Origin of the sequence: Aeromonas sp. BIGb0445, assembly GCF_024809075.1 — a bacterium.
Classification (GTDB): Bacteria; Pseudomonadota; Gammaproteobacteria; order Enterobacterales; family Aeromonadaceae; genus Aeromonas; species Aeromonas rivuli.
This window is the reverse complement of the sequence record NZ_JANUES010000001.1, coordinates 733,503-757,116: the sequence shown is the minus strand read 5'-3', so window position 1 is coordinate 757,116 and position 23,614 is coordinate 733,503. Positions and strand designations below refer to the sequence as shown.

General features: G+C 58.8%; 23 protein-coding genes and 1 pseudogene. 11 read left to right on the top strand and 13 right to left on the bottom strand.

Features of this window, described 5'->3' with window-relative positions:
• Positions 1-24 precede the first annotated feature (24 nt).
• Together pflA and M2367_RS03475 are read left to right on the top strand one after the other, a co-directional pair.
• Positions 25-768, top strand: a complete 744-nt coding sequence (gene pflA, locus M2367_RS03480) for a pyruvate formate lyase 1-activating protein (protein ID WP_259235779.1) — start codon at positions 25-27, stop codon at positions 766-768.
• Between the two features lie 48 nt (positions 769-816).
• Positions 817-1,458 (top strand): energy-coupling factor ABC transporter permease, encoded by a 642-nt coding sequence (locus M2367_RS03475; RefSeq protein WP_259235778.1) that lies wholly within the window; start codon positions 817-819, stop codon positions 1,456-1,458.
• Positions 1,459-1,530: 72 nt separating this feature from the next.
• On the opposite strand, the gene M2367_RS03470 is transcribed toward M2367_RS03475, so the two are convergent.
• The 4 genes from M2367_RS03470 to M2367_RS03455 form a co-directional block, all read right to left on the bottom strand.
• Positions 1,531-2,223, bottom strand: coding sequence for an ABC transporter permease (locus tag M2367_RS03470; protein ID WP_259235777.1), 693 nt, complete (start codon positions 2,221-2,223; stop codon positions 1,531-1,533).
• 3 nt (positions 2,224-2,226) lie between these two features.
• Positions 2,227-2,967 (bottom strand): ABC transporter permease, encoded by a 741-nt coding sequence (locus M2367_RS03465; protein ID WP_042043484.1) that lies wholly within the window; start codon positions 2,965-2,967, stop codon positions 2,227-2,229.
• 175 nt (positions 2,968-3,142) lie between these two features.
• Positions 3,143-3,916 carry an ABC transporter substrate-binding protein gene (locus M2367_RS03460; RefSeq protein WP_042043482.1) on the bottom strand — a complete coding sequence of 258 codons (774 nt, stop codon included), beginning with the start codon at positions 3,914-3,916 and terminating at the stop codon, positions 3,143-3,145.
• Between the two features lie 49 nt (positions 3,917-3,965).
• A complete protein-coding gene (locus tag M2367_RS03455; protein ID WP_042043480.1) occupies positions 3,966-4,736 on the bottom strand; it encodes an ABC transporter ATP-binding protein in 771 nt (256 codons plus the stop codon).
• 534 nt (positions 4,737-5,270) lie between these two features.
• Between M2367_RS03455 and M2367_RS03450 the strand changes: the two genes are divergently transcribed.
• Positions 5,271-6,173, top strand: coding sequence for a lysine exporter LysO family protein (locus M2367_RS03450; RefSeq protein ID WP_042043478.1), 903 nt, complete (start codon positions 5,271-5,273; stop codon positions 6,171-6,173).
• Positions 6,174-6,257: 84 nt separating this feature from the next.
• A complete protein-coding gene (locus M2367_RS03445; RefSeq protein WP_259235776.1) occupies positions 6,258-6,872 on the top strand; it encodes an ACP phosphodiesterase in 615 nt (204 codons plus the stop codon).
• A gap of 38 nt (positions 6,873-6,910) precedes the next feature.
• Here M2367_RS03445 and M2367_RS03440 read toward each other — a convergent pair whose 3' ends face one another.
• On the bottom strand, positions 6,911-7,294 hold the full coding sequence (locus M2367_RS03440; RefSeq protein WP_042043475.1) for a DUF2069 domain-containing protein: 384 nt from the start codon (positions 7,292-7,294) through the stop codon (positions 6,911-6,913).
• The gene (gene arsC, locus M2367_RS03435; protein ID WP_259235775.1) at positions 7,291-7,641 is read right to left on the bottom strand and encodes an arsenate reductase (glutaredoxin); all 351 of its coding nucleotides are present in this window, start codon (positions 7,639-7,641) and stop codon (positions 7,291-7,293) included. The genes M2367_RS03440 and arsC overlap by 4 nt, the downstream gene beginning before the upstream one ends.
• A gap of 174 nt (positions 7,642-7,815) precedes the next feature.
• On the opposite strand from arsC, the gene M2367_RS03430 reads away from it, so the two are divergent.
• Positions 7,816-8,256, top strand: a complete 441-nt coding sequence (locus tag M2367_RS03430; RefSeq protein ID WP_259235774.1) for a TlpA disulfide reductase family protein — start codon at positions 7,816-7,818, stop codon at positions 8,254-8,256.
• Between the two features lie 111 nt (positions 8,257-8,367).
• Here the strand turns inward: M2367_RS03430 and M2367_RS03425 are convergent, their stop codons facing one another.
• The gene (locus M2367_RS03425) at positions 8,368-9,822 is read right to left on the bottom strand and encodes a M48 family metalloprotease (RefSeq protein ID WP_396021342.1); all 1,455 of its coding nucleotides are present in this window, start codon (positions 9,820-9,822) and stop codon (positions 8,368-8,370) included.
• 122 nt (positions 9,823-9,944) lie between these two features.
• Here M2367_RS03425 and M2367_RS03420 point away from each other — a divergent pair, with 122 nt between their 5' ends.
• From M2367_RS03420 to M2367_RS03410, 3 genes are all read left to right on the top strand, one after another.
• Entirely contained in the window at positions 9,945-10,178 is a 234-nt protein-coding gene (locus tag M2367_RS03420; protein WP_224430744.1) for a sulfurtransferase TusA family protein, read from the top strand.
• A gap of 10 nt (positions 10,179-10,188) precedes the next feature.
• Positions 10,189-11,253 (top strand): AI-2E family transporter, encoded by a 1,065-nt coding sequence (locus M2367_RS03415; protein WP_042043469.1) that lies wholly within the window; start codon positions 10,189-10,191, stop codon positions 11,251-11,253.
• A 211-nt stretch (positions 11,254-11,464) separates the two neighbouring features.
• A complete protein-coding gene (locus tag M2367_RS03410; RefSeq protein WP_259235773.1) occupies positions 11,465-12,289 on the top strand; it encodes a MipA/OmpV family protein in 825 nt (274 codons plus the stop codon).
• A 79-nt stretch (positions 12,290-12,368) separates the two neighbouring features.
• Here M2367_RS03410 and M2367_RS03405 read toward each other — a convergent pair whose 3' ends face one another.
• Complete coding sequence (locus M2367_RS03405; protein ID WP_259235772.1) at positions 12,369-13,169, bottom strand: alpha/beta fold hydrolase; 801 nt, start codon at positions 13,167-13,169, stop codon at positions 12,369-12,371.
• 148 nt (positions 13,170-13,317) lie between these two features.
• On the opposite strand from M2367_RS03405, the pseudogene ppk2 reads away from it, so the two are divergent.
• Positions 13,318-14,115, top strand: a pseudogene (ppk2, locus tag M2367_RS03400) (polyphosphate kinase 2); the annotation flags it as partial.
• Between the two features lie 644 nt (positions 14,116-14,759).
• On the opposite strand, the gene M2367_RS03390 reads toward ppk2, so the two are convergent.
• From M2367_RS03390 to yejK, 5 genes are all read right to left on the bottom strand, one after another.
• Entirely contained in the window at positions 14,760-15,896 is a 1,137-nt protein-coding gene (locus M2367_RS03390; protein ID WP_042043466.1) for an ABC transporter ATP-binding protein, read from the bottom strand.
• A gap of 68 nt (positions 15,897-15,964) precedes the next feature.
• Positions 15,965-16,855 (bottom strand): maltose ABC transporter permease MalG, encoded by an 891-nt coding sequence (gene malG, locus M2367_RS03385; protein ID WP_042043465.1) that lies wholly within the window; start codon positions 16,853-16,855, stop codon positions 15,965-15,967.
• A 10-nt stretch (positions 16,856-16,865) separates the two neighbouring features.
• The gene (gene malF / locus M2367_RS03380; protein ID WP_259235771.1) at positions 16,866-18,515 is read right to left on the bottom strand and encodes a maltose ABC transporter permease MalF; all 1,650 of its coding nucleotides are present in this window, start codon (positions 18,513-18,515) and stop codon (positions 16,866-16,868) included.
• Positions 18,516-18,581: 66 nt separating this feature from the next.
• A complete protein-coding gene (malE, locus tag M2367_RS03375; RefSeq protein ID WP_042043462.1) occupies positions 18,582-19,763 on the bottom strand; it encodes a maltose/maltodextrin ABC transporter substrate-binding protein MalE in 1,182 nt (393 codons plus the stop codon).
• Positions 19,764-20,159: 396 nt separating this feature from the next.
• On the bottom strand, positions 20,160-21,215 hold the full coding sequence (yejK, locus tag M2367_RS03370; RefSeq protein ID WP_259235770.1) for a nucleoid-associated protein YejK: 1,056 nt from the start codon (positions 21,213-21,215) through the stop codon (positions 20,160-20,162).
• Positions 21,216-21,288: 73 nt separating this feature from the next.
• Between yejK and M2367_RS03365 the strand changes: the two genes are divergently transcribed.
• Both M2367_RS03365 and M2367_RS03360 read left to right on the top strand, forming a co-directional pair.
• Positions 21,289-21,516 (top strand): DUF1414 domain-containing protein, encoded by a 228-nt coding sequence (locus M2367_RS03365; protein WP_005901622.1) that lies wholly within the window; start codon positions 21,289-21,291, stop codon positions 21,514-21,516.
• Positions 21,517-21,559: 43 nt separating this feature from the next.
• Positions 21,560-23,410, top strand: a complete 1,851-nt coding sequence (locus M2367_RS03360; RefSeq protein WP_042043460.1) for a DUF3413 domain-containing protein — start codon at positions 21,560-21,562, stop codon at positions 23,408-23,410.
• Positions 23,411-23,614 lie beyond the last annotated feature (204 nt).

Genomic DNA, 23,614 nt, shown 5'->3' with positions numbered 1-23,614 from the left:
CTGCTCGAAACGCTGGAGTTCCCTATGTCTGTTATTGGTCGCATTCATTCCGTAGAAACCTGCGGCACCGTCGATGGCCCCGGAATACGCTTCATCGTCTTCATGCAGGGCTGCCTGATGCGCTGCAAGTACTGCCACAACCGCGATACCTGGGACACCCATGGTGGCCGTGAAGTGACGGTCCCTGAGCTGATGCAGGATCTCACCAGCTACCGCCACTTCATGAATGCCTCTGGCGGTGGCGTGACCGCCTCCGGTGGCGAGGCCATGTTGCAGCAGCCCTTCATTGCCGAACTGTTTGCAGCCTGCAAGGCGCAAGGGATCCACACCTGCCTCGACACTAACGGTTTCGTGCGCCACTACGACGAGATGCTCGATCAGGTGCTCGACAACACGGATCTCGTCTTGCTCGATATCAAACAGATCAACGATGAGAAGCACATCCCCCTGACCCACGTCAGCAACAAGTACACCCTGGAGTTCGCCCGTTATCTCGCCGCCAAGGGCAAGACCATGTGGATCCGCTATGTGGTAGTGCCAGGCTGGACCGATGACGAAGAGAGCGCCCATGGCTTGGGTCAATTCATCAAGGAGCTGGGTGAGTCAGTCGAAAAGGTGGAGTTGCTGCCCTACCACGAGCTCGGCAAGCATAAATGGGACGTGCTGGGAGAGACCTACGAGCTGACCGGTATTCATCCTCCCAAGCGGGAGACCATGGATCAGATCCAGGCCATCCTCGGCCAGTACCATCCCCAGGTAAAATACTGATTAACTGAGACGGCCGCGGTCTGCCGCGGCCCACGGCAAGGATGCCCCATGAGTGAAGGACAGCTCGCGGCCCTGCTGCTCTGGTTGCTGCTGCTAGGCACCAGCATGAACCGTGCGCTCTGGCACAACCTGCGCACCACCCCCCTCTATCAACACCTGCTGCTCGGCAGCGCCATCGTTCTGATCCCGCTCTGGCTGCTGCGCGCCGGCCTTCATGATGGCCTGACCATTCACTTTCTCGGCATCACCAGCCTGACCCTGCTGCTCGGTTGGCGCCTGGCGCTCTGGGCCCCCTGCCTGACTCTGCTACTGCTCAGCTACACAGGTGTCGAGCAGTGGGCCAACGTTGGCTGGAACGCCCTGCTCGGCATAGCACTGCCGGTGGCAACCAGCTGGTTGCTGTTCCTCGCAAGCTGGGCCTGGCTGCCACGGCATCTGTTCATCTATCTGTTCATCGCCGCCTTCCTCGGCGGCGCCCTCGCCATTTCAACCAAGGTGCTGGCCACGGCCCTGCTGCTCGGGCTAAGCGGCGACTACCCCTGGCAGACCATCATCGATGACTACCTCAGCATCTGGCCACTGCTGCTCTTTCCCGAGGCCCTGCTCAACGGCATGACCATGACCCTGCTCGCCATCTACCGCCCCCATTGGGTCAACACCTTCTTCGACCGCACCTACCTGGGCCGCTGAGCCTAGCTCCCCGCAATATAGAGATAACAAAAAGCCCGCTGTTGCGGGCTTTTTTATGGTGCATCGGCGGGATCAGACGCTGCGGGGACGCAGGTGGGCGTGCCAGCGCGACTCCAGCTTCTTGAACAGCCAGACGATGATGAAGGTCAGCATCATATAGAGCAGGCCGGCGGTGATGAACGCCTCGAACGGGCTGTAGTAGCGGGAGTTGATGATCCGCGCCGCGCCCGTCAAGTCGACGATGGTGATGATGCCCGCCACCGCCGAGCCTTGCAGCATGAAGATCACCTCGTTGCTGTAGGCCGGCAATGCCCGACGGAACGAGTTGGGCAAGATGATCCGGGTCAGGGTCTGCCAGGGGCTCATGCCAAAGGCCTGGGCTGCCTCTATCTGCCCCTTGGGCATGTTCATCACGGCGCCGCGCACGATTTCGGCCGTATAAGCGCCGGTGTTGAGGGTAAAGGCCAGCAGGGCACAGAACCAGGCCTCGGCGAACAGCGTCCAGGCCGCACTGTTTTTCAGCCACTCCCACTGGGCGGCGCCGTAGTAGATGATGAACAGTTGCACCAGCAGCGGCGTGCCACGGAAGAAGTAAATGTAGGCCCAGATAGGCCCCTTGATCAGCCAGTTCTTGTGGTTACGCAAGATGCCCACCGGCACCGCCAGCATGAGGCCGAGCAGCAAGGCGGCGGCCACCAGCAGCACAGTGGTGTAGAGGCCCTGCCAATAGGTGGGCCACTCTTTGAGGATTATCGAGAAGTCCATGGCTTACCTCGTCTTGATAGCATAATGACGCTCGGCCCACTTGAGCGCCGAGGTGGAGACAGCCGTGAACACCAGGAAGATGAGGGCTACCGCCATGTAGAAGGTAAAGGGTTGCTGAGTCGAGCCCGCCGCCAGTGATGCCTTGCGCACCATGTCATCGAGCCCGATGATGGAGACCAGGGCCGTGGTCTTGAGCAGGACCAGCCAGTTGTTGCCAAAACCCGGCAAGGCATGGCGCATCATCTGCGGGAACAGGATGCGCACAAACACCTGGGTTGCCCGCATGCCGAAGGCGCGAGCCGCCTCCAGTTCGCCCTTGTCCACCGCCAGGATGGCGCCACGGAAGGTTTCTGTCATATAAGCGCCGAAGATGAAGCCGATGGTGGCCACCCCGGCGGCAAAGGGGCTGATATCGATGTAATCGGGTACCAGGGAGACCCAATCCTGGTTGGGATTGCTCGACAACAACCAGGCATTGTACTGCTCGTTGATCCAGGTGCAGATGCCGTTGATGAGCACCTGGCCGCCGAAGAAGAGCAGCATCATCAGCACCAGATCAGGAATACCGCGAATGAGGGTGGTGTAGCCAGTGGCCAGACCCCGCGCCCACTTATAGGGGGAGAGCTTGGCCAGTGCACCGAGCAGGCCGAGCAGGAGCGCCAGCAGCAGGGAGGCCAATGCCACCTGCAAGGTGATCCAGGCACCTTCCAGCAGGGAGGCTTCGTATCCTTTCAAATCAAACATGTGCAACTCCATCGCAAACTGACTGAATGGGTATGCCTCACCCAAACAGAGGATTCAGATCCTTTCAAATCAAACACATACACATGCATCTCTATCGCAACCAAACGGGCCCGCCGTTTTCGTGGGAAAAGCCGCGGGCCCGATGACGATTGACTGGGATCAGCCTGTCGCCTCGTTATTCACCGTACACATCGAAATCAAAGTACTTGTCATTGATCTCTTTGTATTTGCCGTTGGCACGCAGGGCCAGGATGGCGGCGTTGAATTTCTCTTTCAGATCCTTGTCAGCCTTGCGCACCGCGATACCGGCACCCTCACCAAACCACTTGGGATCGGTCAGTTTCGGGCCGACAAATTCATAGGCGTCACCGCCATCTTTCTTCAGCAGACCGTCGCTGATGGCGGCAGAGTCTGCCATCACGTAGTCGACACGGCCGGACTTCAGATCCAGATAGGCTTCGTCGGCGGTACCGTAACGCTTGATGGTGGCGTTGGGGAAGTTATCGGTGATGTAGGTGTCCATGGAGGTGGCGCGCTGCACGGCAATGGTTTTGCCATCCATGAAGGCCTTGTCGAGCTGCACGTCGGTGCCTTTCTTGGCGGCGAAGCGGGCGGGAATGTGCTGGTACTTCTGGGTGAAGTCCACCTTCTTCTTGCGCTCTTCGGTGATGTCCATGGTGGCGATGATGGCGTCATATTTACGCGACAGCAGCGCCGGAATGATGCCATCCCAATCCTGCTTGACCATGGTGCACTTGACCTTCATCTCCTCGCACAGGGCGTTGGCGATGTCGATGTCAAAACCTTTTACCTCGCCGCTTGGCTCGGTCCAGGAGAAGGGAGGATAGGCGCCTTCTACACCGATCCGTACCTCTTTCCACTCCTTGGCCATCAGGCTGCCGGATGCCAGGGTGCTCAGAATGGCCGTGGCCAGTATCAGTTTTTTCATTGTCATCTCTCCTTGATAAAACAATTTGGATAATGGGAAGACTCGTCCATCAATAGATGGAAGATATGAATTGTTTGAAACGCTCTGACTTGGGGTGGGCGAAGATCTCTTTCGGATTGCCCTGCTCCTCCACCACCCCCTGGTGCAGGAACATCACCTTGTTCGACACGTCACGGGCAAAAGACATTTCGTGGGTCACCACCATCATGGTGCGCCCCTCTTCGGCCAGCTCGCGCATCAGGCTGAGCACCTCCCCTACCAGCTCAGGATCCAGCGCCGAGGTGGGCTCGTCAAACAGCATCACTTCGGGGTCGACCGCCAGGGCGCGAGCGATAGCGGCCCGCTGCTGCTGGCCGCCGGAGAGGTGGCCGGGATAGTAATCGCGACGCTCCCAGAGCCCGACCCGGTTGAGCAGATGCTCCGCCTTGGCGATCGCCTCGGCACGGGGCACCTTCAGCACCTGGATAGGCACCTCTATGATGTTCTGCATGATGGTCATGTGTGACCAGAGATTGAAACTCTGGAAGACCATGGCGAGGCGACTGCGAATACGTTCAACCTGGCGCATGTCTTCCGGGGTACGTTCGCCGGTCCGGCTCGTCTTCATCCGGATCAGCTCACCGTGAAGGGATACGCTACCGGAGGAAGGGGTTTCGAGCAGATTGACACAGCGTAGAAAGGTCGACTTCCCCGATCCCGAGGAGCCGATCAGGGAGATGACATCTCCCTTGTGGGCCGTCATATCGATGCCCTTGAGCACTTCGTGGGTGCCAAAGTACTTATGCAAAGCACGAACTTCCAGTGCGGCAACGTCGCTCATCCACTACAACCTTGTCTGTCCCTAGACGCCGCTGGGGCGTGATACCACCATCACTCCATTAACAAAATGTTAACCGATGGCAACCTTCAGCGAAAATATCATCCACATGGTCAAAAAACAATACAGAGTAGAGGTTCTTGGTGTTTTATCTGTATTTTTATTGGCCTTGATAGTATTTTTCAGCACTTTGTATGCATAAAACTCGACTTAATACCGCCAGGACGCCGGCCTGTTTCGCGCCTAATACCTCGGTTAATCCGGCACATCATCGCTTTTTCATCATAACAGCATAAAAGCCTGTTTATTCATACCAGCTGGCGATGCAAACTGGCAGTGGATCCATGTGATTTTCTTGGTTTTTTTGGCAGAAAAAGCCCGCAAGAGCAGATGACGCTCTCGCAAAAGGCTTGGGGCTCCATAAGCGCGAGGTTAAAACAAGGGTCGGATGAGTCAACTTATCTCACAGATATGTGACACCCGCTTAATAACTAATGATAAGGTGTCGTTTTTGTCATTCTCTTCTTTGAGGCCCCGATGCTGCTGAATGTCTTGCTGATCCTGCTGCCCCTGGTGATCGGCTACCTGGTTCCCCTCTCCTCCAAGCCCCTGCTCAAGCTCGTCAACGGCACCCTCGGCAAGCTGGTCTATCTGATCCTCTTCCTGATGGGTTTGGGGCTGGCCTTCGTGGAGGATCTGGGTGCTAACCTGCCGCGCATTTTCGTCATTGCGACCCTGATGCTGGCCTCTATCTCTCTGTGTAATCTGGCCGGCCTCTGGTGGCTGGACAGGCGCAATCCTCCGCCCCACGATGGCAACGACTCCCAGATGCCGAGCAAGTGGAAGATGTTGTGGGAATCCGTGCAGCTCTGTTTCGTGGTGCTGGCGGGGACGCTCATTGGCCTGCTGTTCGAGCCACGCTTCCTGCCCATCGACAAGTTGAGTGAGTGGGCGCTGATGCTGCTGCTGTTTCTCATCGGGGTGCAGATGCGCAATTCCGGCATGCACCTGCGCCAGATCCTGCTCAACCCCTGGGGCATGAAGATAGCGGCCACCGTCATCCTCACCAGCTGGGTAGGCAGCCTGGTGGCCTCCCTGCTGCTCGGCCTGCCCTTGGCTCACGGCCTGGCCATGAGTTCGAGTTTTGGCTGGTATTCGCTCTCCGGCATCCTGGTCGCCGACAAGCTGGGGCCGGTGCTGGGCTCGGCGGCATTTCTGAACGACCTTGGCCGCGAGCTCATCGCCATTCTCATCATCCCCATGCTGATGCGCCGTCACCCCTCGGCAGCGGTCGGTTATGGTGGTGCCACCGCCCTGGACTTCACTCTGCCGGTGATCCAGCGCTCGGGGGGCATCACCATGGTGCCGATCGCCATCGTATCCGGCTTCATCCTGAGTCTGCTCGGCCCCATTTTGATACTTGCCTTCCTCGCTATCTGATCCACAACCGGGTTCAAGGGGGGCCATCACCACGCTCCCCCCTGAACTCGGCTAAGGTTCACTCACTCACCCGGCGAGCACCCCATGAACTATCTTGCACACCTTCACCTGGCGGCCCATACCCACAGCTCCCTCACCGGCAACCTGCTCGGCGACTTTATCAAGGGCCCCTTGCCAAGCGGGCTGACGCCATCGCTGGACGCAGGCATCTGGCTGCATCGCAAGATAGATGCCTTCACCGATGCCCACCCCGAACACAGAGCCGCGGTCGCCTGCTTTGCGCCGCCCTGGCGGCGTTTTGGCGCCATCCTGGCCGATATGCTCTACGACCATTGGCTCAGCCTGCACTGGGCCCGCTTTAGCCAGACGCCACTGCCGCTCTTCTTGCAGCAGAGCTATGCCGCCCTGCTGGCCGATGAGGATCGCCTGCCAGGTGGCCTCCCCTCCCCGTTAACAGCCATGGTGCGCCAGAACTGGCTCGCCTCCTATGCCGAGCTGGACGGGCTGACACGGGCCCTCAACGGCATAGGCCAGCGGTTGCGCCGCCCGCAACCTCTCGGCCTGGCGCTGGCAACCCTGACCCCGGCCCAGTGGCGCAGCTGCGAGCAAGGCTTTCTTGCCTTCTACCCCGACCTGATGCGCTTTACCCAGCAAGAGTGGCAGGCGCGCCCCCATTTTCCTGACCCGGATCGACCATAAAAAAACGCCCCAAGGGGCGTTTTTTTATGGCTGACAACCTATGGCTGGGTCTCTTTCTTCTTGCGAATGCTCAGGCCCAATTCCCGCCCGCGCAGGCGGGCATAATAGATGGTACCGACGAAGGCGAGGATGGTGAGCACCAGCTCCACGACCGCCAGCCAGCGCTCCCCTTCATCCGCGGTGATCAGGGTCAGGGAGTGCAGGAAGTAAGGCATCAGCACGAAGTTGCCCCAGGCATGGGTGTAGGGATTGCCCTGGAGTATGCCCTTTAGGGGGAACAGCAGCGGCAGCGTCCAGATCACCGGCAGCAACCAGGGATTGATGTCAGGATGCGGAGAGAGCCAGACGTGCCAGATAATGACCCAGGCCAGCAGACCAAGGAAGCCGACCAGGGTCAGCAGACGGGCGTGAAAAGTGGTCACTTGAGGATCTCCAGCACCTGCTCGGGAGGACGGCCAATCCGGGCCTGGCCATCCTTGATGACGATGGGGCGCTCGATGAGCTTGGGATGTTGATGCATGGCCTGGATCAGGGCCTCGCCACTCAGCTCTGCCAACCCCAGCTCCTTGTAGAGGTCTTCTTTGGTGCGCATCAGCTGGCGGGGATCCTCGAAGCCCAGCTGGGTCAGCAGGCGATGGATCTGAGCTTCGCTCGGTGCCTGCTCCAGATAGAGCACCACCTCGGGCTGGATGCCATGCTGCTCGAGCAGGGCCAGGGTCTCACGGCTCTTCGAGCAGCGCGGATTGTGGTAAATTTGGGTCTCGCTCATGATAACTCCCTGATTTATCGCATGAGAGGGGAAGAAACGGCGCTATTGTATGGCAAAGCCTGAGGCACGTCTTCCATTGATGGAATGAAACCAGAGGGTTATCAAATTGTATGAGACGCCCGCCATTCGGGCCTGAAGAGGCCCCAACCTGATGACGCATCTCAAGGAGAGGCAATGAAAGCAATCCATGCCATGGCACTGACCGCTCTGCTGAGCGCCTGTACCCCGCAACCCGAGTTGACCGACACCCAGGGTGAACCGGTCAGCTTGCAGCGGTTCGCGGGCAAGCCACTGCTGGTCAACTACTTTGCCCAGTGGTGCGCGCCCTGCCTGCGGGAGATGCCCCTGCTCAATGCCCTGCAACGGGAGGGCAAGGTGCAGGTCGTGGCGCTGAGTTTCGACAGCATGAGCGCGCCCGCGCTGGCAGAGCTGGCCCGCCGTCACGATATCCAGGTGCCCATCATGCAGGTCAACGGTGAGGCCGGCGCCAGGCTGCCCTTCCCCCGCCCCGCCCAGCTGCCCACCAGCTATCTGCTCGATGCCGATGGCAAGTTGGTGCAGACCCTGGTCGGTGAACTCAATCACGCACGGCTGGCGACCCTGACCCGCCAGTGATCGGCAATCACCTGTGCCTGCCTGGGCAGGCCAGCTGCTCCGTCCGGGCATACCAGGCAATAAAAAGGGCGCAGCGGTGACCCGCTACGCCCTTATCCGCCGCAAGAAGCGTCACATCTTGAGGCTCTCCAATGCTTTTTTCTCACGTTCCAACTCGGTGATCCTCGCCTCGATACGGGCCAGATTCAGTTTATTGCTGGTCGTGCCACGGGCGACGATCAGCTCGTCGATGGCGGCCTGGTAGTCGCCGCGCAGGGAGAGGGTCTCGGCCCGCGCCATGTGCAGCTCTTCCATCTTGCCCGCCTTGCGATAGGCATCGGCCAGCAGGCTCCAGGTCAGGCTGTTCTCTTCATGCTCCCGGGCGTAGGGATCCAGAATGGCGATCGCCTTGGCGGTGTTGCCGCCCTCCAGATAGGCGTTGCCCAGGTTGATCACCACCACCTCGTTATCCGGCATCCGCCGTCTGAACTGCTCGAGGCGGGCGATGGCCTGGGCATTGCGCCCCTTGGCAAGATCGATGTCAGTCTGGCCATCCAGGATGAACAGGTCCTCCGGATGGCGGCTGGCCAGCTCCTTCATGATGGCATCGGCCTCGTCCGCCCGTTTGAGCTGAAGCAACACCAGGGCCTTGCCATAAAGAGCAGCGTCCTTGAGGGGGTAATCGCCCCGACTCAGCCGTTGCTCGAAGAAGGTGAGCAGGGCCGCCTGTGTCTCCGTACCAAAACGCGCCTGAATACGTACCTTGGCAAACCAGAAGTCCAGGCTAGGAGGCAGGCTGCGTTTGCCGTAACTGGCGGCCCTGGCACGGGCCTCGGCAATCCGGGTCTCGGGCAGGGGGTGAGTGAGCAGCATCTCGGGGGGCTTGCTGGCGTAACGATACTCCGCCGCCAGCTTCTGGAAGAAGGTCGCCATGCCGCTGGGGTCAAAACCCGCGTCATAGAGCGTCTTCATGCCGATCCTGTCCGCCTCGTATTCGTTGTCCCGGGTGTAGTTGATAGCCGACTGCATCGACAGACCGAGGGTAGTCTGCAGGGCGGCAATACCGGCGGTCGGGTTGATCACCGCCAGGGCGATGGAGCCCACCAGACCGGCGAGGGTCATGGCCGAGCTGCTCGCCTGGGCTTCAAGATAACGGGCGATGTGACGCTGGGTGACGTGGGTGATTTCGTGGGCCAGTACCGAGGCGAGTTCGCTCTCGCTGTCGGCATAGAGAAACAGGCCGGTATGTACCTTGACCCGCCCGCCAAGGAAGGCCGCCGCGTTGATGCTGGGATCGTTGATCAGGAAGAAGGTGAAGGGGAAGCGCACCCCGTCAGCGTTGGTCAGCAGTCGCTGACCCAGATCGTCAATGTACTGGCTGAGCACGGGATCATCGATAACGGGCAGACCTGCACGGGCAAAGCGCATGAAGGCGTTGCCGTAGCGCACCTCCTGCTCGATGGGCAGCGCCGCCACCCCGGCTGTGCCTATGTCGGGCAGCTGATTGTTAGCCTGGGCAGTAAAGCTGGCGCTCATCAGGGAGGTCAGCAGGGGAATACTTGCCATCAGGGGGGAAAAACGTGCCACGTTATCTCTATCTCCTTTAGGAAGGGGCTTCGGCAGGATACCCTTGCCCCTGACGGCCCACAAGCGTTGTTTCAGGCTGCCATCACGGCCATAATAGCGGCGTCTCGCCCGCTGGAGCCGTTATGGAACACCTGGATCTGACCTCCTATCGCTGCCCTGAGCCACTCATCATGGTCAAGCTCTGGCTGCGCCAGGCTAAAACCGGTCAATCCCTCGCCATCAGCCTGTCCGACCCCGGCTCGCGCCGCGATATCCCGGCCTATCTGACGCGCCTTGGCCATAGCATACTGAGCGCTGAGCAAACCCCTTCGCACCTGCACCTGCAATTCACGGTCGGGGAGCCATCCTGTTGTTGAGGAATACTCCATGTTTGAAGTCCTGAAACGCTGGTATCAGACTCGATTCTCCGATCCCAATGCCGTCACCCTGTTCCTGTTATTGCTGTTCTGTTTCGCCATCCTCTGGCTGTTTGGCGACATCTTGGCGCCGCTGCTGGTGGCCCTGGTGATGGCCTATCTGCTGGAGTGGCCGGTGAGCCGGTTACAGCGGTTGGGCCTGGGGCGAACCCCCGCCACCGGTCTGGTATTGCTGCTGTTTCTCACCCTGACCGTGCTGGCGCTGCTTGGTCTGATCCCGACCCTGGTCAGCCAGGGGATCAATCTGGCCAAAGAGTCCCCCGCCATGCTGGGCCACACCCAGGACTATGTGCGTACCCTGCCCGAGAAGTACCCCGAGCTCATCGATGTCAGCCTGGTGGAGACGCTGATCGACAACATACGCCAACGCATCCTGAGCGGCGGCGAGACCCTGGTGAGCGCCTCGCTCAGCTCCCTGGTCAACGTGGTAGCCCTGCTCATTTACCTCATACTGGTGCCCTTGATGGTGTTCTTCATGCTCAAGGACAAGGGGGTGTTGCTGGCGGGCATACGCCGCTTCCTGCCCCGTAACCGAACCTTGGTCAATCGGGTCTGGGTGGAGATGAACGATCAAATCATCAACTATATCCGCGGCAAGGTCATCGAGATCCTCATCGTCGGCATCGCCACCTATATTCCCTTCGCCCTGATGGGACTGCGCTACTCGGTGCTGCTGGCGGTGGCGGTGGGTTTCTCCGTCCTCATTCCCTACATAGGGGCGGCGGCGGTGACAGTGCCGGTGACCATGGTGGCGCTGTTCCAATGGGGGCTGACACCTGAATTTGCCTGGCTGATGGTCGCCTATCTGGTGATCCAGGCCCTCGATGGCAATCTGCTGGTGCCGCTGCTCTTCTCCGAAGCCGTCAATCTGCACCCTGTGGTGATCATCATCGCCGTGCTGGTCTTTGGTGGCTTATGGGGATTTTGGGGGGTCTTCTTCGCCATCCCGCTGGCGACCCTGGTCAAGGCCGTACTCAATGCCTGGCCCAAACGAGACGAGAGCCCGGCCCCTTAAGGGTGATCCATTGGAGACCACGCCATCGTGATCCAGCGAGCAGAGTTCAACCAGGATGAAAATTATCCTGACATAGGGCGCCAATTTATTGATATTAAATGCGTTGCGCCCTGCTAACTTGCATCTGCTCCGGGCATCGGCTTAAATGTTCGCCTTTTTTCATTCGACACCTCTGGCCTATCACACGGGCAGTTAAACAAGGACGATTTACATGACCCCTGTTCGATCGACACCGTCAACCGCCCGGAAGCTGGCTAGCCTCGCAGCCCTGTTGGCCTCTTGCGCCATCGGCACTGCCCACGCCGACATCGATCTGGGCGCCCTGAGCCCCTTCTCCAGTGACAGCCCCACCAGCCCCATTCCCAAAGGGTTGGTGCTGGGAGGCGCCTTTATCGGCGGCCAGGCCCGTTATCAGCATCAGGATGACACCATGCTGCCCATACCTGGTGGACTCTATTTTGGTGAGAACCTGATGTATCTGGGGGACAGGGCCCGCTACTACCTCTCCCGGGATGGCAATCTGTCGACCTATGCCTTCGGGCGGGTGCGCTTTGGCAACCTGGATCCCGATGACGATCGCTTCTTCGATGGCATGAACAAGCGCAAGGGCGAGTTTGAGGCCGGATTTGGTGCCGATCTGGTGACCCCGTATGCCTTGTTGACCCTAAGGGCCACCAGCGATGTCACGGGGACCAGCAACGGTCAGGAAGTGATGGCATGGGCCAACTTCCCCATAGTGCGCGACAGGCTGCTGGTCATGCCGGGCTTTGGTCTGATGCTGCGCAGCCACAACATGGCCAACTACTACTTCGGCGGCATCTCTGACGATGAGGTGGCACCGGGCCGCCCGCAATGGAACACGGGCACCACCCTCTCCCCCATGGCCTCCATCATTGGCAGCTATCGTTTCAGCCCCCACTGGATTGGTGGATTCGGCGTCAACTACGAGCTCTACGATAACGACATCGCCGACAGCCCTCTGGTGCAACATGATGGCGAACTCTACGCAGGCGTCGGGCTGGGCTATATCTGGTGACGCCTCCTGGGCTGCGCACAAGAACATAAAAAGAGGCCCGCATGATGCGGGCCTCTTTCTGAATCGATGGGCGGCCAGGTCACAGGGTTGTGAGGAACGCCTCCAGCGCCCCGGTGACCGCCGCGGACGCCTCCAGACTGGCCAGATGACCGGCCCCCGGGATCTCTTTGAGCGGACACCCCAGCTCCTCGGCCATCAGATACCCCTCCAGCACCGGATGTATCTTCTCCTCGCAGCCCATGATGACCAGACTCGGCTGGCTGAAGTATTGCAGCCAGTCGGTGCGATCCTCTCGCCCGATCCAATGCTGACCGAGTCGAACCAGGGCGTCGATCTTGTCTGCGGGCCACTGGGCAAGCCGGGCCATCATGGCCTGCTGCAACAGCGGATGGGGGTGATTTGCCAGGTAACGTTCGGTAAAACCGGCGGCGATGGCGCTGGGCACGGCCCCCTTGGCGGCTATCTCATCCAGCCAGCCCTGGTAGCGCGCCCGACTGATCTGGGGCTCCCAGCCAGCAAAGCAGCCTTGCAGCACCAGGGCGCGCACCCGAGTGGGCACCAACTTGGCCAACTCTATGCCCCAGATCCCCCCCAGCCCCTGACCGACCAGTACGAATTCCGCTATGCCCAGGCTATCCATCAACTGCAGCATCTGGCTGGCCACGTCGGTCAGATTACCGTTGGTTGCAGGCAAGCCCCCCGACTGACCATGGCCCCACAACTCGGGAACGATGCAGCGGTAGCGCCCCTTGAGCGCCTCTAATTGCGGACGCCACGCTTCGGCATCCATCAGATAGGCATGGCCAAACAGAATGGCCGGTCCCTGCCCCTCGTCCAGGTAGGCGAGCGGGCTGGCATCAATTTCCACAAACTGTCTCATGAGTTCCTCGAACAAGTTGGCCTGGGAACCAGAACCTCAGGCGACACCCAGGATGTTCTGGCACAGGGTGCTATGAACGGAAGTTTACCATATGACCCCTGGCACGGGGCGTGCGACTGGTGCAAGCTGGGAAGACTCAAAGAGGGAGATGATCATGAGCAAGGCTACCAAGCTGGGCAAGAAAGAGTATGAGAAGGCATTGGTCAATCTGCAGGCCGAGCTGGTCAAGCTGCAGGAGTGGGTCAAACAGGAGGGGCTCAAGGTCGTGGTCCTGTTCGAAGGGCGCGATGCCGCGGGCAAAGGCGGGGTCATCAAGGCCATCACCGCCCAGCTAAACCCACGGGTGGTCAAGGTCGCGGCCCTGCCCGCCCCCTCCGACCGCGAACGCACCCAGTGGTACTTCCAGCGTTACGCCTCCCACCTGCCCGCCGCCGGTGAGATGGTACTGTTCGACCGCTCCTGGTACAACAGGGCTGGCGTCGAGCGAGTGATGGGCTTTTGCGAGGACGACGAATACCGCGAGTTTCTGCGCGCCTGCCCCGAATTCGAACGCATGCTGACCCGCGCGGGCATCATTGTCATCAAGTACTGGTTCTCGGTATCGGACGAAGAGCAGGAGAAGCGCTTCCTCGACCGCATCCATACCCCCATCAAACGCTGGAAATTCAGCCCCATGGATCTCCATGCCCGCTCGCGCTGGGTCGAGTATTCCCGCGCCAAGGATGACATGTTCGTCTATACGGACACCGAGGATTGCCCCTGGTTCGTGGTCGAGGCGGATGACAAGCGCAGCGCCCGCATCAATTGCATCTCCCACCTGCTCAGCCGGATCCCCTACAAAGCCATCAAATACGACAAGATAACCTTGCCTCCCATAGAGACCCAAGGCTACGAGCGCCCCGCCCTCGCCAAGCAGAGCTTTGTACCCGATGTGGCCCATCGACTGCGCAAGGGCAAGGCGCTCAAGGAGCACAAAGCAGTCAAGCCAGCCAAGAACACGGCCCCGTTGGAAGCCAGATCGGCGGCGACAGTGCCATCGATTACCGCCGCCCCGACCAACGCAACCCCGGCAAAGAAAACAACATCGGTAAAACCTGCTGCCAACGCAGTCCCTGCAAAGAAAACAGCATCGGCAAAACCTGCCGCCAACGCAGCCCCGGCAAAGAAAACAACATCGGCAAAACCTGCCGCCAACGCAGCCCCGGCAAAGAAAACAACAGCGGTAACACCTGCCGCTAAAGCAGCCCAGGCAAAGAAAACAACATCGGCAAAACCTGCCGCCAACGCAGTCCCAGCAAAGAAAACGGCAGCGGCAACACCTGCCGCCCGCACAGCACCGGCAAAGAAAACAACATCGGAAAAACCTGCCGCTAAAGCAGCCTCGCGTCCTAAAGGGGTGCCTGCCGAGCTACCGGCCAATGCCGCCCAGGCAACCGCAGCAGAGCCGCCCCAAGGCAGAGGCAAAGCCGCCGACCCTAAGCTGTGATCCCCCCTGAATCCCTGTGCCAATAAAAAGCCGGTCTCACGACCGGCAAAAGGCATTGCATGAAAAGTCAGGCCAGGAAACCCCTGGCCCCTCCGGGCTGATGGTCAACCACGAATGTATTTGGCTGTACGGGGGAAAGCCTGCTCCTTGCTATCGAACAGGTAGCAGGCCTCGGCCGGGATGCCGACGCTGTAGGATTGACCGCTGCTCACCTCGATGTCCGCATTGGCCTTGACGGTAAAATCATGGCCTTCCACGTCCATGTAGATGAAGGACTCGGCGCCCAGGTGTTCAGCGACCTGCACCTGCCCGGTGACCTTGCTGTGTGCATGGGGGTGATCCAGGGTCACCAGGTGCTCGGGACGCACCCCCAGTTCCACCTTGTCACCGACGGCAGCGCGACGGGCATCGACGCGAGCACGCACCCTATCCCCCGACACCAGCTTGATCAGACACTCCTGCTCGCCGATCTCGGCCAGCTCGCCGCTGAGGAAGTTCATCTTGGGTGAGCCGATGAAGCCTGCCACGAACTTGTTGTCCGGGTTGTGGTAGAGATCCAGCGGCGTACCGAACTGCTCCAGATTGCTGGTTGCCTCCCCCTTGAGCGGGCTCAACACCACGATGCGATTGGCGAGGGTCATGGCCTCAATCTGATCGTGGGTCACATAGATGATGGTGGAGTTGAGCTCCTTGTGCAGCTTGGCTATCTCGATGCGCATCTTGACCCGCAGGGCGGCATCCAGGTTGGAGAGCGGCTCATCGAACAGGAATACCTGAGGCTGCTGGACGATGGAGCGACCGATGGCGACCCGCTGGCGCTGACCGCCGGAGAGCGCCTTGGGTTTGCGCTCAAGCAGAGGCTCCAGGCCGAGGATCTCGGCGGCACGCATCACCCGCTTGTGAATATCGTCCTTGCCCATCTTCTTGATCTTGAGGCCAAAGGCCATGTTCTCGTAGATGTTCATGTGCGGGTAGAGGGCGTAGGACTGGAACACCATGCCGACGTTGCGCTCCACCGGCGGCACGTCGTTCATGTAACGACCCCCTATGGTCAGCTCGCCGCTGGTGATGTCCTCAAGGCCCGCGATCATCCGCAGCAGGGTCGATTTGCCGCAGCCGGACGGGCCGACGAAGACGATGAACTCTCCCTCCTTGATGGAGAGATTGATATTGCGCAGCGTGTCCTTGTGGACAGCCGGGTCGTAATTCTTGCGAACGTTGTTGAGTACTACTTCAGCCATGACGAGCTCCGCTCTTGAATCTGTGCAAATCGTGATAGCGGGGAGATGTCTCTCCCTGCCATAAAACATCAGCCCTTGACGCCACCGGCTGTCAGGCCACCGACCAGCCAACGCTGAGCCAGCAAGAACACCAGGGTGATGGGCAGGCCGGATAGCACGGCAGCTGCGGCGAAGTCACCCCACAGGTAGTTCTGTGGATAGAGGTACTGCTGGGCACCGACCGCCAGGGTCAGGTTGTTCACATCCTGCAGCAGGATGGAGGCCATGGGCACCTCGGTAATGGCACCGATGAAGGAGAGGATGAACACCACCGCCAATATGGGTACCGACAGGGGCAGCAGGATCAACCTGAACGCCTGCCAGGGAGTGGCGCCGTCGATGGCCGCCGCCTCCTCCAGGGAGGAGTCGATGGTCTCGAAGTAACCCTTGATGGTCCACACGTGCAGCGCTATGCCCCCCATGTAGGCCAGGATCAGGCCACCGTGGGTGTTGAGGCCAAGCCAGGGAATGTACTCCCCTATCTTGTTGAACAGCGCATAGATGGCGACCAGCGCCAGCACCGCCGGGAACATCTGGAAGATCAGCATGCCCTTCAAGATGGTTTGCTTGCCGCGAAAACGCAGGCGGGCAAAGGCATAGGCGCAGGTGGTGGAGAGCACCACTATCATCAGCGCCGTGATGCCGGCCACCTTGATGGAGTTCCACAGCCAGGTCAGTACCGGGAAGGGAGGCGGTGTCACACTGCCATCGGCGTTGGTGATGGTCATGCCCAGCGCCAGCTTCCAGTGATCAAGCGTGGGGTTGGAGGGGATGATCTCCCCCACCGAGAAGTTGCCGTTTCGAAACGAGATGGCGATGACCATGATCAGCGGGAAGATGATCACTGCCAGGAAGCCCCACATCACCAGGTGAGTGGCCCACACCCGGTACTTGACAGATTTAGGTTGTACGATAGCCATATAGCTCCCCTTACAGTTGATCAGCTTTGGAAAGCTTGAGGTTGAGCAGTGCCAGGGCCCCGACAATCAGGAAGATGGCGGTGGCGATGGCGCTGGCCAGACCGTAGTCCTGGCCACCCGATCCCTGGAACGCGATCCGGTAGGTGTAGCTCACCAGCAAGTCCGTGGTGCCGGCCGGGGTACTGGCGCCTATGATGTCCGGCGCACCATTGGTCAACAACTGGATTAACACGAAGTTATTGAAGTTGAAGGCAAAGGAGGCAATCAGCAGCGGGGTGAGCGGCTTCATCAACAGCGGTACCGTGATCTTGAAGAAGTTCTGCACCGGGCCGGCGCCGTCCATGGCGGACGCCTCATAGAGATCTTCCGGGATGGCTTTGAGCAGCCCCATGCAGAGGATCATCATGTAGGGGTAGCCGAGCCAGGTATTGACGATGAGGATCATCGTCTTGGCCAGGAAGGGGCTGGTGTACCAGTCCGGTTTGATGCCGAATGCCGCTTCTAGGAAGAGGTTGATCTCACCGAAGTTCTGGTTGAACAAGCCCTTGAACACCAGGATGGAGATGAACGCCGGGATGGCGTAGGGCAGGATCAGCATGACCCGATAAAATCCCCGTCCTTTGAGCTGCTCCCACTGTACCAGGCAGGCGACGACCATGCCGATGGCCAGGGTCAGCACCACAGAGCAGGTGGAGAAGATGACGGTCCAGATGAAGATCTGGAAGAAGGGTCCCTGGATACCCGGATCGGTGAGGATGCGGGTGAAGTTCTTCCAGCCCACTGCGACCACGAAGCCTGGCGCCACGCTCTTGCCGACAAAGTGGCCCTGCTCGTCGATGTACTGATAAAAACCCGTCTCTGTATTGGGCATCATCAGCTCGCCACTCTGGTTATCACGCAGCAGATTGCTCTCCTTGAGCATCACCCCGGATTTCAGCACGGCGCCATCAACCAACTGGGTATAGAGCGGCTTTTGCGCGGCAAACTTGCGCAGGCTGCTCATGGTGAGCTGTATGCCGCCTTCGGGCAGCAGCAGATCCAGCTCGGAGAGATGGGTCTTGTGGGCGATGATCTCGCGGATCGGCGCTGCCGGCAGGCCAGGCTCCCCTTCGAGGGGGCTCAGTGTGACCTGTTGCTCGGCACCGTTCACCGGGCCTTGCCCCGCGGCCAGGCTACGCGCCTTGTTGTCCATCAGCGTCATCTGCGGGCTGACAAAATGGCGACCATCCTGAGTGAGCAGCAGCTGATACTGGTTGTTCTCACCCTTGAGCAGCGTGAAATCAAACTCGCCACCGGCGACCTTGTAGCTCTTCTTGAGATGGTAATTGCGCGCCTGCTCGACCGAGAGCAAGTTCGCGCCTGAATAGTTGGTAAACGCTATCCCTATGGTGTAAGCCAGCGGGAATATGATGAAGACCACCATGCCTGCCACACCCGGGAAGATGTAACGGTGTGCATAGGTCTTCTTGTTCATGAAGACATAGAGGCCAACGGAGACCACCAGCAGATCGAGCAAGGCAAACACCCACTCGCCACTGGCATACATCATCACGGCCGCATAGCCGTTGAGCACGGCAATCAGCGCCGCCATGGTCCACTTAAGCCAGGTGTGCTTGTCATTGGGACCGGCATAGGATTCGAGAGAAGGTACTACTTCCATGCCAATTAACCTTATTACGCCAAGGAAAGAAGAGGTGGGAGGCCCGCGGGCCTCCCTGGTAGATACTTACTGAACGATACGCTTGGCAGCGGTATCCAGGGCTTCGTCAACGCCTTGACGACCGGACGTCACGTTCTTGAGGGCAGTTTCAAAGGAAGACCAGAAACGGCTCATCTCGGGCACGGACGGCATCGGCTCACCATTCTGGGCGTTCATCATGGTGGCTTTGATGTTGGCATCAGACTCCAGGGTCTTCTGGAAGGACTTGAGGGCCACGGCGCCGAGGGGCTTGTCAGCATTCACTGCGGCCAGACCCTTGTCGGTCAGCAGGTAGTTCTCCAGGAACTCGACGGCCAGATCCTTGTTCGGGCTGGCGGCGTTGATGGTGGCACCCAGTACGCCAACGAAGGCCTTGGCCGGTTTGCCGTTCAGGGTCGGCAGCGGCGCAACGCCGTACTTGATGCCGCTCTTGTCCAGGTTGCTCCAGGCCCAGGGACCATTGATCATCATGGCCACTTCACCTTTGTTGAATTTCGCATCCATGACGCCGTAGTCGATACCCTTCTCCAGGTGACCGGACTTGATCATGTCGGCGATGTAGCCCACCCCCGCCTTGGCACCCGCGTTGTTCACGCCGGTATCCTTGACGTCATAACCGGTCGCGGTCTTCTTGAAGGCATAACCCCCATTGGCAGCCACCAGCGGGTAGCTGAAGTAAGGAGTGTCGTAGGCCCACATGATGGCGCGCTTGCCATCCTTCTTGAGGGTCTCGTCGATCTTGGCGATCTCTTCGAAGGTCTTGGGCGGCTCTGGCAGCAGGTCTTTGTTATAGATCAGGCTCACGGCTTCGACAGCGACCGGATAACCGTAGGTCTTGCCATCAACAGACATGGCATCCCAGGCAAACTGTTCGAACTTGGCTTTCTCGTCGGCATTCGGGGTCACGGGCACCAGCAGGCCTGACTTGACCCATTCGCCGTAGCGGTCATGGGCCCACAGGAAGATGTCCGGACCGTTGCCGGTCGCGGCCGCTTGCTGGAATTTCACCTCAACCTGATCCGGGTGAGCCACTGTCACCTTGATGCCGGTTTCGGCTTCAAATTTCTTACCCACTTCGGCCAGACCGTTATATCCCTTGTCACCGTTGATCCAGATCGTCAGCTGACCCTCATCAATGGCGGCGGTGGCAGTGCAAGCCACACCCAGGGTAGCCAAACCAATCAGAGAGGAGAGTAATGTCTTTTTCATGAGCCTTTCCTTGTTGTTGTTCCGCGCTGCAAGAGCATTGTGTGCGGGATGAATATTATCCCAAGCCTCAGATGCCTCACATGACGCAACTCGCATTTTTGAAATGCAATTACGTATTTCCTTCCGGAAAGTTCTGAAAACATTTTCTTGTTTCAGGGGGTTATCGCATTTTATGGCCATTATTTCTGACCATTGGAGAAATTAAGTTACCTTACTGAAACATAATTACATAAATGAAAGGGTTTTCACTCTCATGAAAACCCTTTCATCGTTGATTCATTGTTTAATTTGCTAACTAAAGCACTTGGTCAGTTTCTTGCCTCCCCCGCCCGCCAAATAAAAAGGCACCGCAGCGAACTGCGGTGCCTTTTTACCAGAAACCCGGGTTGGATCACATTATGACGATCGGGTCAGCTGATCCTTCAAATTGGGCGGCACGCCGCGGATAGTCAGGGTGTCGGTTTGGGGATCATAGAAGACCCGGCTGCCCAGCAGCTTCTGTTCAAAACTCAGGGTCAGACCGCCACCGGAGCCGACGAACTTGGTCAGCCCCCGCAGGGTGGATCTGTCTGGTGGGAAGCGATCCTCCAACTCATATTCCTTGCCAATAAAGCTATAGAAATCGAGGTCGTTATCGCCGGGTAATTCCGCCGAGAGTTCACGGATCTCGATCTCTTCACCGGCACTGGCCTGTTCGGTGCAATATTTGAAGACCTGCTTCTTGTAATCGTTGCGCTCTTGCGGCTCAAGCTGCTGAGTGGCGCAATAATCCTCTACCGCCTGCAATAACCCTTTATTTTGCAGCTTGGCATCCATGCCTTCACGGGCACCTAATAAGTCGAGGAAGAAATCCCCCAACTTGCGGCCAACCCGCCCCTTGCTGAAGGTGATATACCGACGCGACTCGGGCTGAGTCTTCCATTCGGTCAGATCGATACGCGCCACCAGATTGAGTTTGCCGATATCCAGATACTGGATATGGCTGAGCTCGAGGGCTTCACTCACCGTCACGCTCTCCTTGCCCTCCAGCAGGGCGACCAGCAGATAGTCGACCCCCACATAGTTGTATTTGGCAAACAGCAGTACCCCTTGTTCATCCAGAGCATGGTCGACCAGGGTCTTGACCAGGTGCTGGGTCATGGAGACCGAGAAGGGGACGAAGTCGCTCTGTCCGGCGAGCAGTTGTTCGAGGGCGATGCGAAACAGTGGAGAGGCCGGTTTGGGGGCATCATCCCCCTCGGCCGCCTCGGCCGCCTCTGCCCCCTCCTCGCCCTCGGCGAAGTAACCAAATCCTTTGCCGCCTTTGCCGTTATAGATGCGATGCAGCTCCGCCATCAGCCCCTGAACGGCCTCGTCGGGGGTCAGGGTCTGGCTGCGGGTATCGGCCTGGGGCTGACCGTCGCTGCCACTGCGCAGGGAGTGAAGAATGATCTTGTCGATATCGAGACTCATGTCACAAAGCCATAGTGTTAGCCGAAAGGGTGGAGTATTATAAGTCGCTTTGAACTGAGATGAACTGAAGATTATGCCCATCGTATCAAAGTACAATAACGAGCAGTTTGACGCCCTGATGAACGACCTGATCACCGCCCTGGAAAAACACAAGGCGCCGGTGGATCTCAGTCTGATGGTGCTTGGCAACCTGACCACCAATATCATCAATGGTATGGCCCCGGCCCAGCGTCAGGCGATCACCGAAAAATACATCCAGGCGCTCACTGCCTCGGTGGATCACCGTCGCGATGCTCACTGAGTTTCTCCGCATTCTTTGATGTTTTTCAAGTAGATGGATCACTATGGTCGAAACCGGCAACCCCTATCGTGATAACGTTTCCCGCCTGATCACCTGGGGGCATTGGTTCTCCTTCTTCAACATCATCCTGGCCATGCTGATCGCCACCCGCTATCTGGGTGCCATCAGCTGGCCATCGACGACCCTCGGGATCGTCTATCTCATCATCAGCTGGATAGGCCACTTCTCCTTCCTGAGTTTCGTCACCTATCTGCTGACCATATTCCCCCTGAGTTTCGTGCTTCCCAAAGAGAAGGCACTGAGGTTCGTCTCGGCCATAGTGGCGACCCTGGCGCTGGTGCTCTTGCTCATCGACACCCAGGTGTTCCGGCTGTTCAAGTTCCATCTCAATGGGCAGGTATGGCAGCTGCTATTGGAGCAAGCCCAGACGGAGCAAGGCTCTATCTGGAGCATCATCTTCGTGGCGGTGCCGACCATCTTCCTGCTGCAACTGCTGCTGTCGGCCTATGTGTGGCGCAAGATCAACAAGCGCAAGCGCCGTCAGTATGGCAGCCATGTGGGCCTGGCCCTGCTCGGCTGCTTTATCCTGACCCACGTGGTCAACAGCTGGGCAGATGCGACCCTGTATCAGCCCATCACCATGCAGAAGGCAAACTTCCCGCTCTCCTACCCCATGACCGCCAAGAGCTTCCTGGCCAAGCATGGCTGGCTGGACCTGGATCAGTACGAGAAAGAGGCCCAGTCCCAGGATGGGGATGGCGAGAGCCGGCTGCGCTATCCGCTGCGCCCGCTCAGCGTCAATGCGCCCAGCAATCATCAAAATCTGCTGATCGTGGTGGTGGACTCGCTGCGCTATGACATGCTCAACAGCATCAATATGCCCAATCTGCAACGCTATGCAGACCAGCACCTCAACTTCCGTCAGCACCTGAGCGGCGGCAACGACGATGTGATGGGCATGTTCAGCCTGTTTTATGGCCTGCCCGGTCACTACTACAACGACATCCGCCTCGACAAGACCCCGCCAGTGCTGCTGGATGAGATGCTGCGCCAGGATTACGAATTCGGTCTGTTTGGCTCCCTTGATGATGCCGATAAGTATCGCCGGAGCATACTCGCCGGCCTGCGCAAGCAGGTGTTTGTCTCCCGCCAGCAGGATGATGGCAAGCTGGTTGCAGACTGGCAACAGTGGCTGGGTGAGCGCCCGAACGACAGACCATGGTTCTCGTTTGTCTATCTATCCAGCCCGGGTGCCTATCAGCTACCCGCCGAGATCAAGGGCCCCTTCCAGCCCGAACTGACCAAGTTCAATCCGGCCACCGCCTATCGCGCCGAGAATCGCCAGAAGCTGGAGAACCGTTACAAGAACGCTGTCTTCTACGCCGATCAGCTGCTCGAACAGATGCTGGCTGAGTTGCAGCAAAAAGGGCTCAGCGATGACACCATAGTGGTGATCACCTCCGACCATGGTCAGGAGTTCAACGACACGGATCGCAACAGCTGGGGATCGGGAACCAATTATTCCCGTTACCAGGTGCAGGTCCCTCTGGTGCTGGCCTGGCCGGGCAAGGCCGCGGCAAACATTGATACGGGTACCAGCCATATGGATTTGGTGCCCACCCTGATGCCCAATATGCTGGGGGTGCGCAACCCTGAACGCGACTACAGCAGTGGCCGCAATCTGTTCGATCCTGGCCAGCGCAACTGGCTGCTGGCTGGCGATCAACAGAACTTTGCCATCTATCAGGACAAGACCATCACTGAGTTCAACAAGCAGGGTGACTTCGAGTTGCGTGACTGGGACAGTTATCGCCAGATCAAGCACGGCACTCCGGACATGGGCGCCATGATCCAGGTGATGAACGAGCTGAACCGTTTCTACCGCGCCCCCTGATTGAGCCAGCCCCCTCGACAGAGCCCGCCTCATGGCGGGCTCTGTCGTATGTGCACGGAATCCAACTCCCCTCCCACCAGTCTCGTCTCTCACCTCCCCGAGTTGCATCGCTATCACACTCTGCCTTCTTCAATCAGACCAAGCAGCACCACCCCTCATTGAATAAATGTCAAAAATATCAATAATATCAATTCAGTACGATAG

Excerpts from the sequence above, each read along its gene's own strand:
- malF (WP_259235771.1), bottom strand. The coding sequence starts at position 18,515 with ATGGAAGTAGTACCTTCTCTCGAATCCTATGCCGGTCCCAATGACAAG.
- M2367_RS03405 (WP_259235772.1), bottom strand. The coding sequence starts at position 13,169 with ATGAGACAGTTTGTGGAAATTGATGCCAGCCCGCTCGCCTACCTGGAC.
- M2367_RS03450 (WP_042043478.1), top strand. The coding sequence starts at position 5,271 with ATGCTGCTGAATGTCTTGCTGATCCTGCTGCCCCTGGTGATCGGCTAC.
- pflA (WP_259235779.1), top strand. The coding sequence starts at position 25 with ATGTCTGTTATTGGTCGCATTCATTCCGTAGAAACCTGCGGCACCGTC.
- M2367_RS03470 (WP_259235777.1), bottom strand. The coding sequence starts at position 2,223 with ATGGACTTCTCGATAATCCTCAAAGAGTGGCCCACCTATTGGCAGGGC.
- M2367_RS03390 (WP_042043466.1), bottom strand. The coding sequence starts at position 15,896 with ATGGCTGAAGTAGTACTCAACAACGTTCGCAAGAATTACGACCCGGCT.
- M2367_RS03445 (WP_259235776.1), top strand. The coding sequence starts at position 6,258 with ATGAACTATCTTGCACACCTTCACCTGGCGGCCCATACCCACAGCTCC.
- arsC (WP_259235775.1), bottom strand. The coding sequence starts at position 7,641 with ATGAGCGAGACCCAAATTTACCACAATCCGCGCTGCTCGAAGAGCCGT.
- malG (WP_042043465.1), bottom strand. The coding sequence starts at position 16,855 with ATGGCTATCGTACAACCTAAATCTGTCAAGTACCGGGTGTGGGCCACT.
- M2367_RS03465 (WP_042043484.1), bottom strand. The coding sequence starts at position 2,967 with ATGTTTGATTTGAAAGGATACGAAGCCTCCCTGCTGGAAGGTGCCTGG.
- M2367_RS03415 (WP_042043469.1), top strand. The coding sequence starts at position 10,189 with ATGTTTGAAGTCCTGAAACGCTGGTATCAGACTCGATTCTCCGATCCC.
- M2367_RS03410 (WP_259235773.1), top strand. The coding sequence starts at position 11,465 with ATGACCCCTGTTCGATCGACACCGTCAACCGCCCGGAAGCTGGCTAGC.
- yejK (WP_259235770.1), bottom strand. The coding sequence starts at position 21,215 with ATGAGTCTCGATATCGACAAGATCATTCTTCACTCCCTGCGCAGTGGC.
- M2367_RS03365 (WP_005901622.1), top strand. The coding sequence starts at position 21,289 with ATGCCCATCGTATCAAAGTACAATAACGAGCAGTTTGACGCCCTGATG.
- M2367_RS03455 (WP_042043480.1), bottom strand. The coding sequence starts at position 4,736 with ATGAGCGACGTTGCCGCACTGGAAGTTCGTGCTTTGCATAAGTACTTT.
- M2367_RS03360 (WP_042043460.1), top strand. The coding sequence starts at position 21,560 with ATGGTCGAAACCGGCAACCCCTATCGTGATAACGTTTCCCGCCTGATC.
- M2367_RS03460 (WP_042043482.1), bottom strand. The coding sequence starts at position 3,916 with ATGAAAAAACTGATACTGGCCACGGCCATTCTGAGCACCCTGGCATCC.
- M2367_RS03430 (WP_259235774.1), top strand. The coding sequence starts at position 7,816 with ATGAAAGCAATCCATGCCATGGCACTGACCGCTCTGCTGAGCGCCTGT.
- M2367_RS03420 (WP_224430744.1), top strand. The coding sequence starts at position 9,945 with ATGGAACACCTGGATCTGACCTCCTATCGCTGCCCTGAGCCACTCATC.
- malE (WP_042043462.1), bottom strand. The coding sequence starts at position 19,763 with ATGAAAAAGACATTACTCTCCTCTCTGATTGGTTTGGCTACCCTGGGT.
- M2367_RS03475 (WP_259235778.1), top strand. The coding sequence starts at position 817 with ATGAGTGAAGGACAGCTCGCGGCCCTGCTGCTCTGGTTGCTGCTGCTA.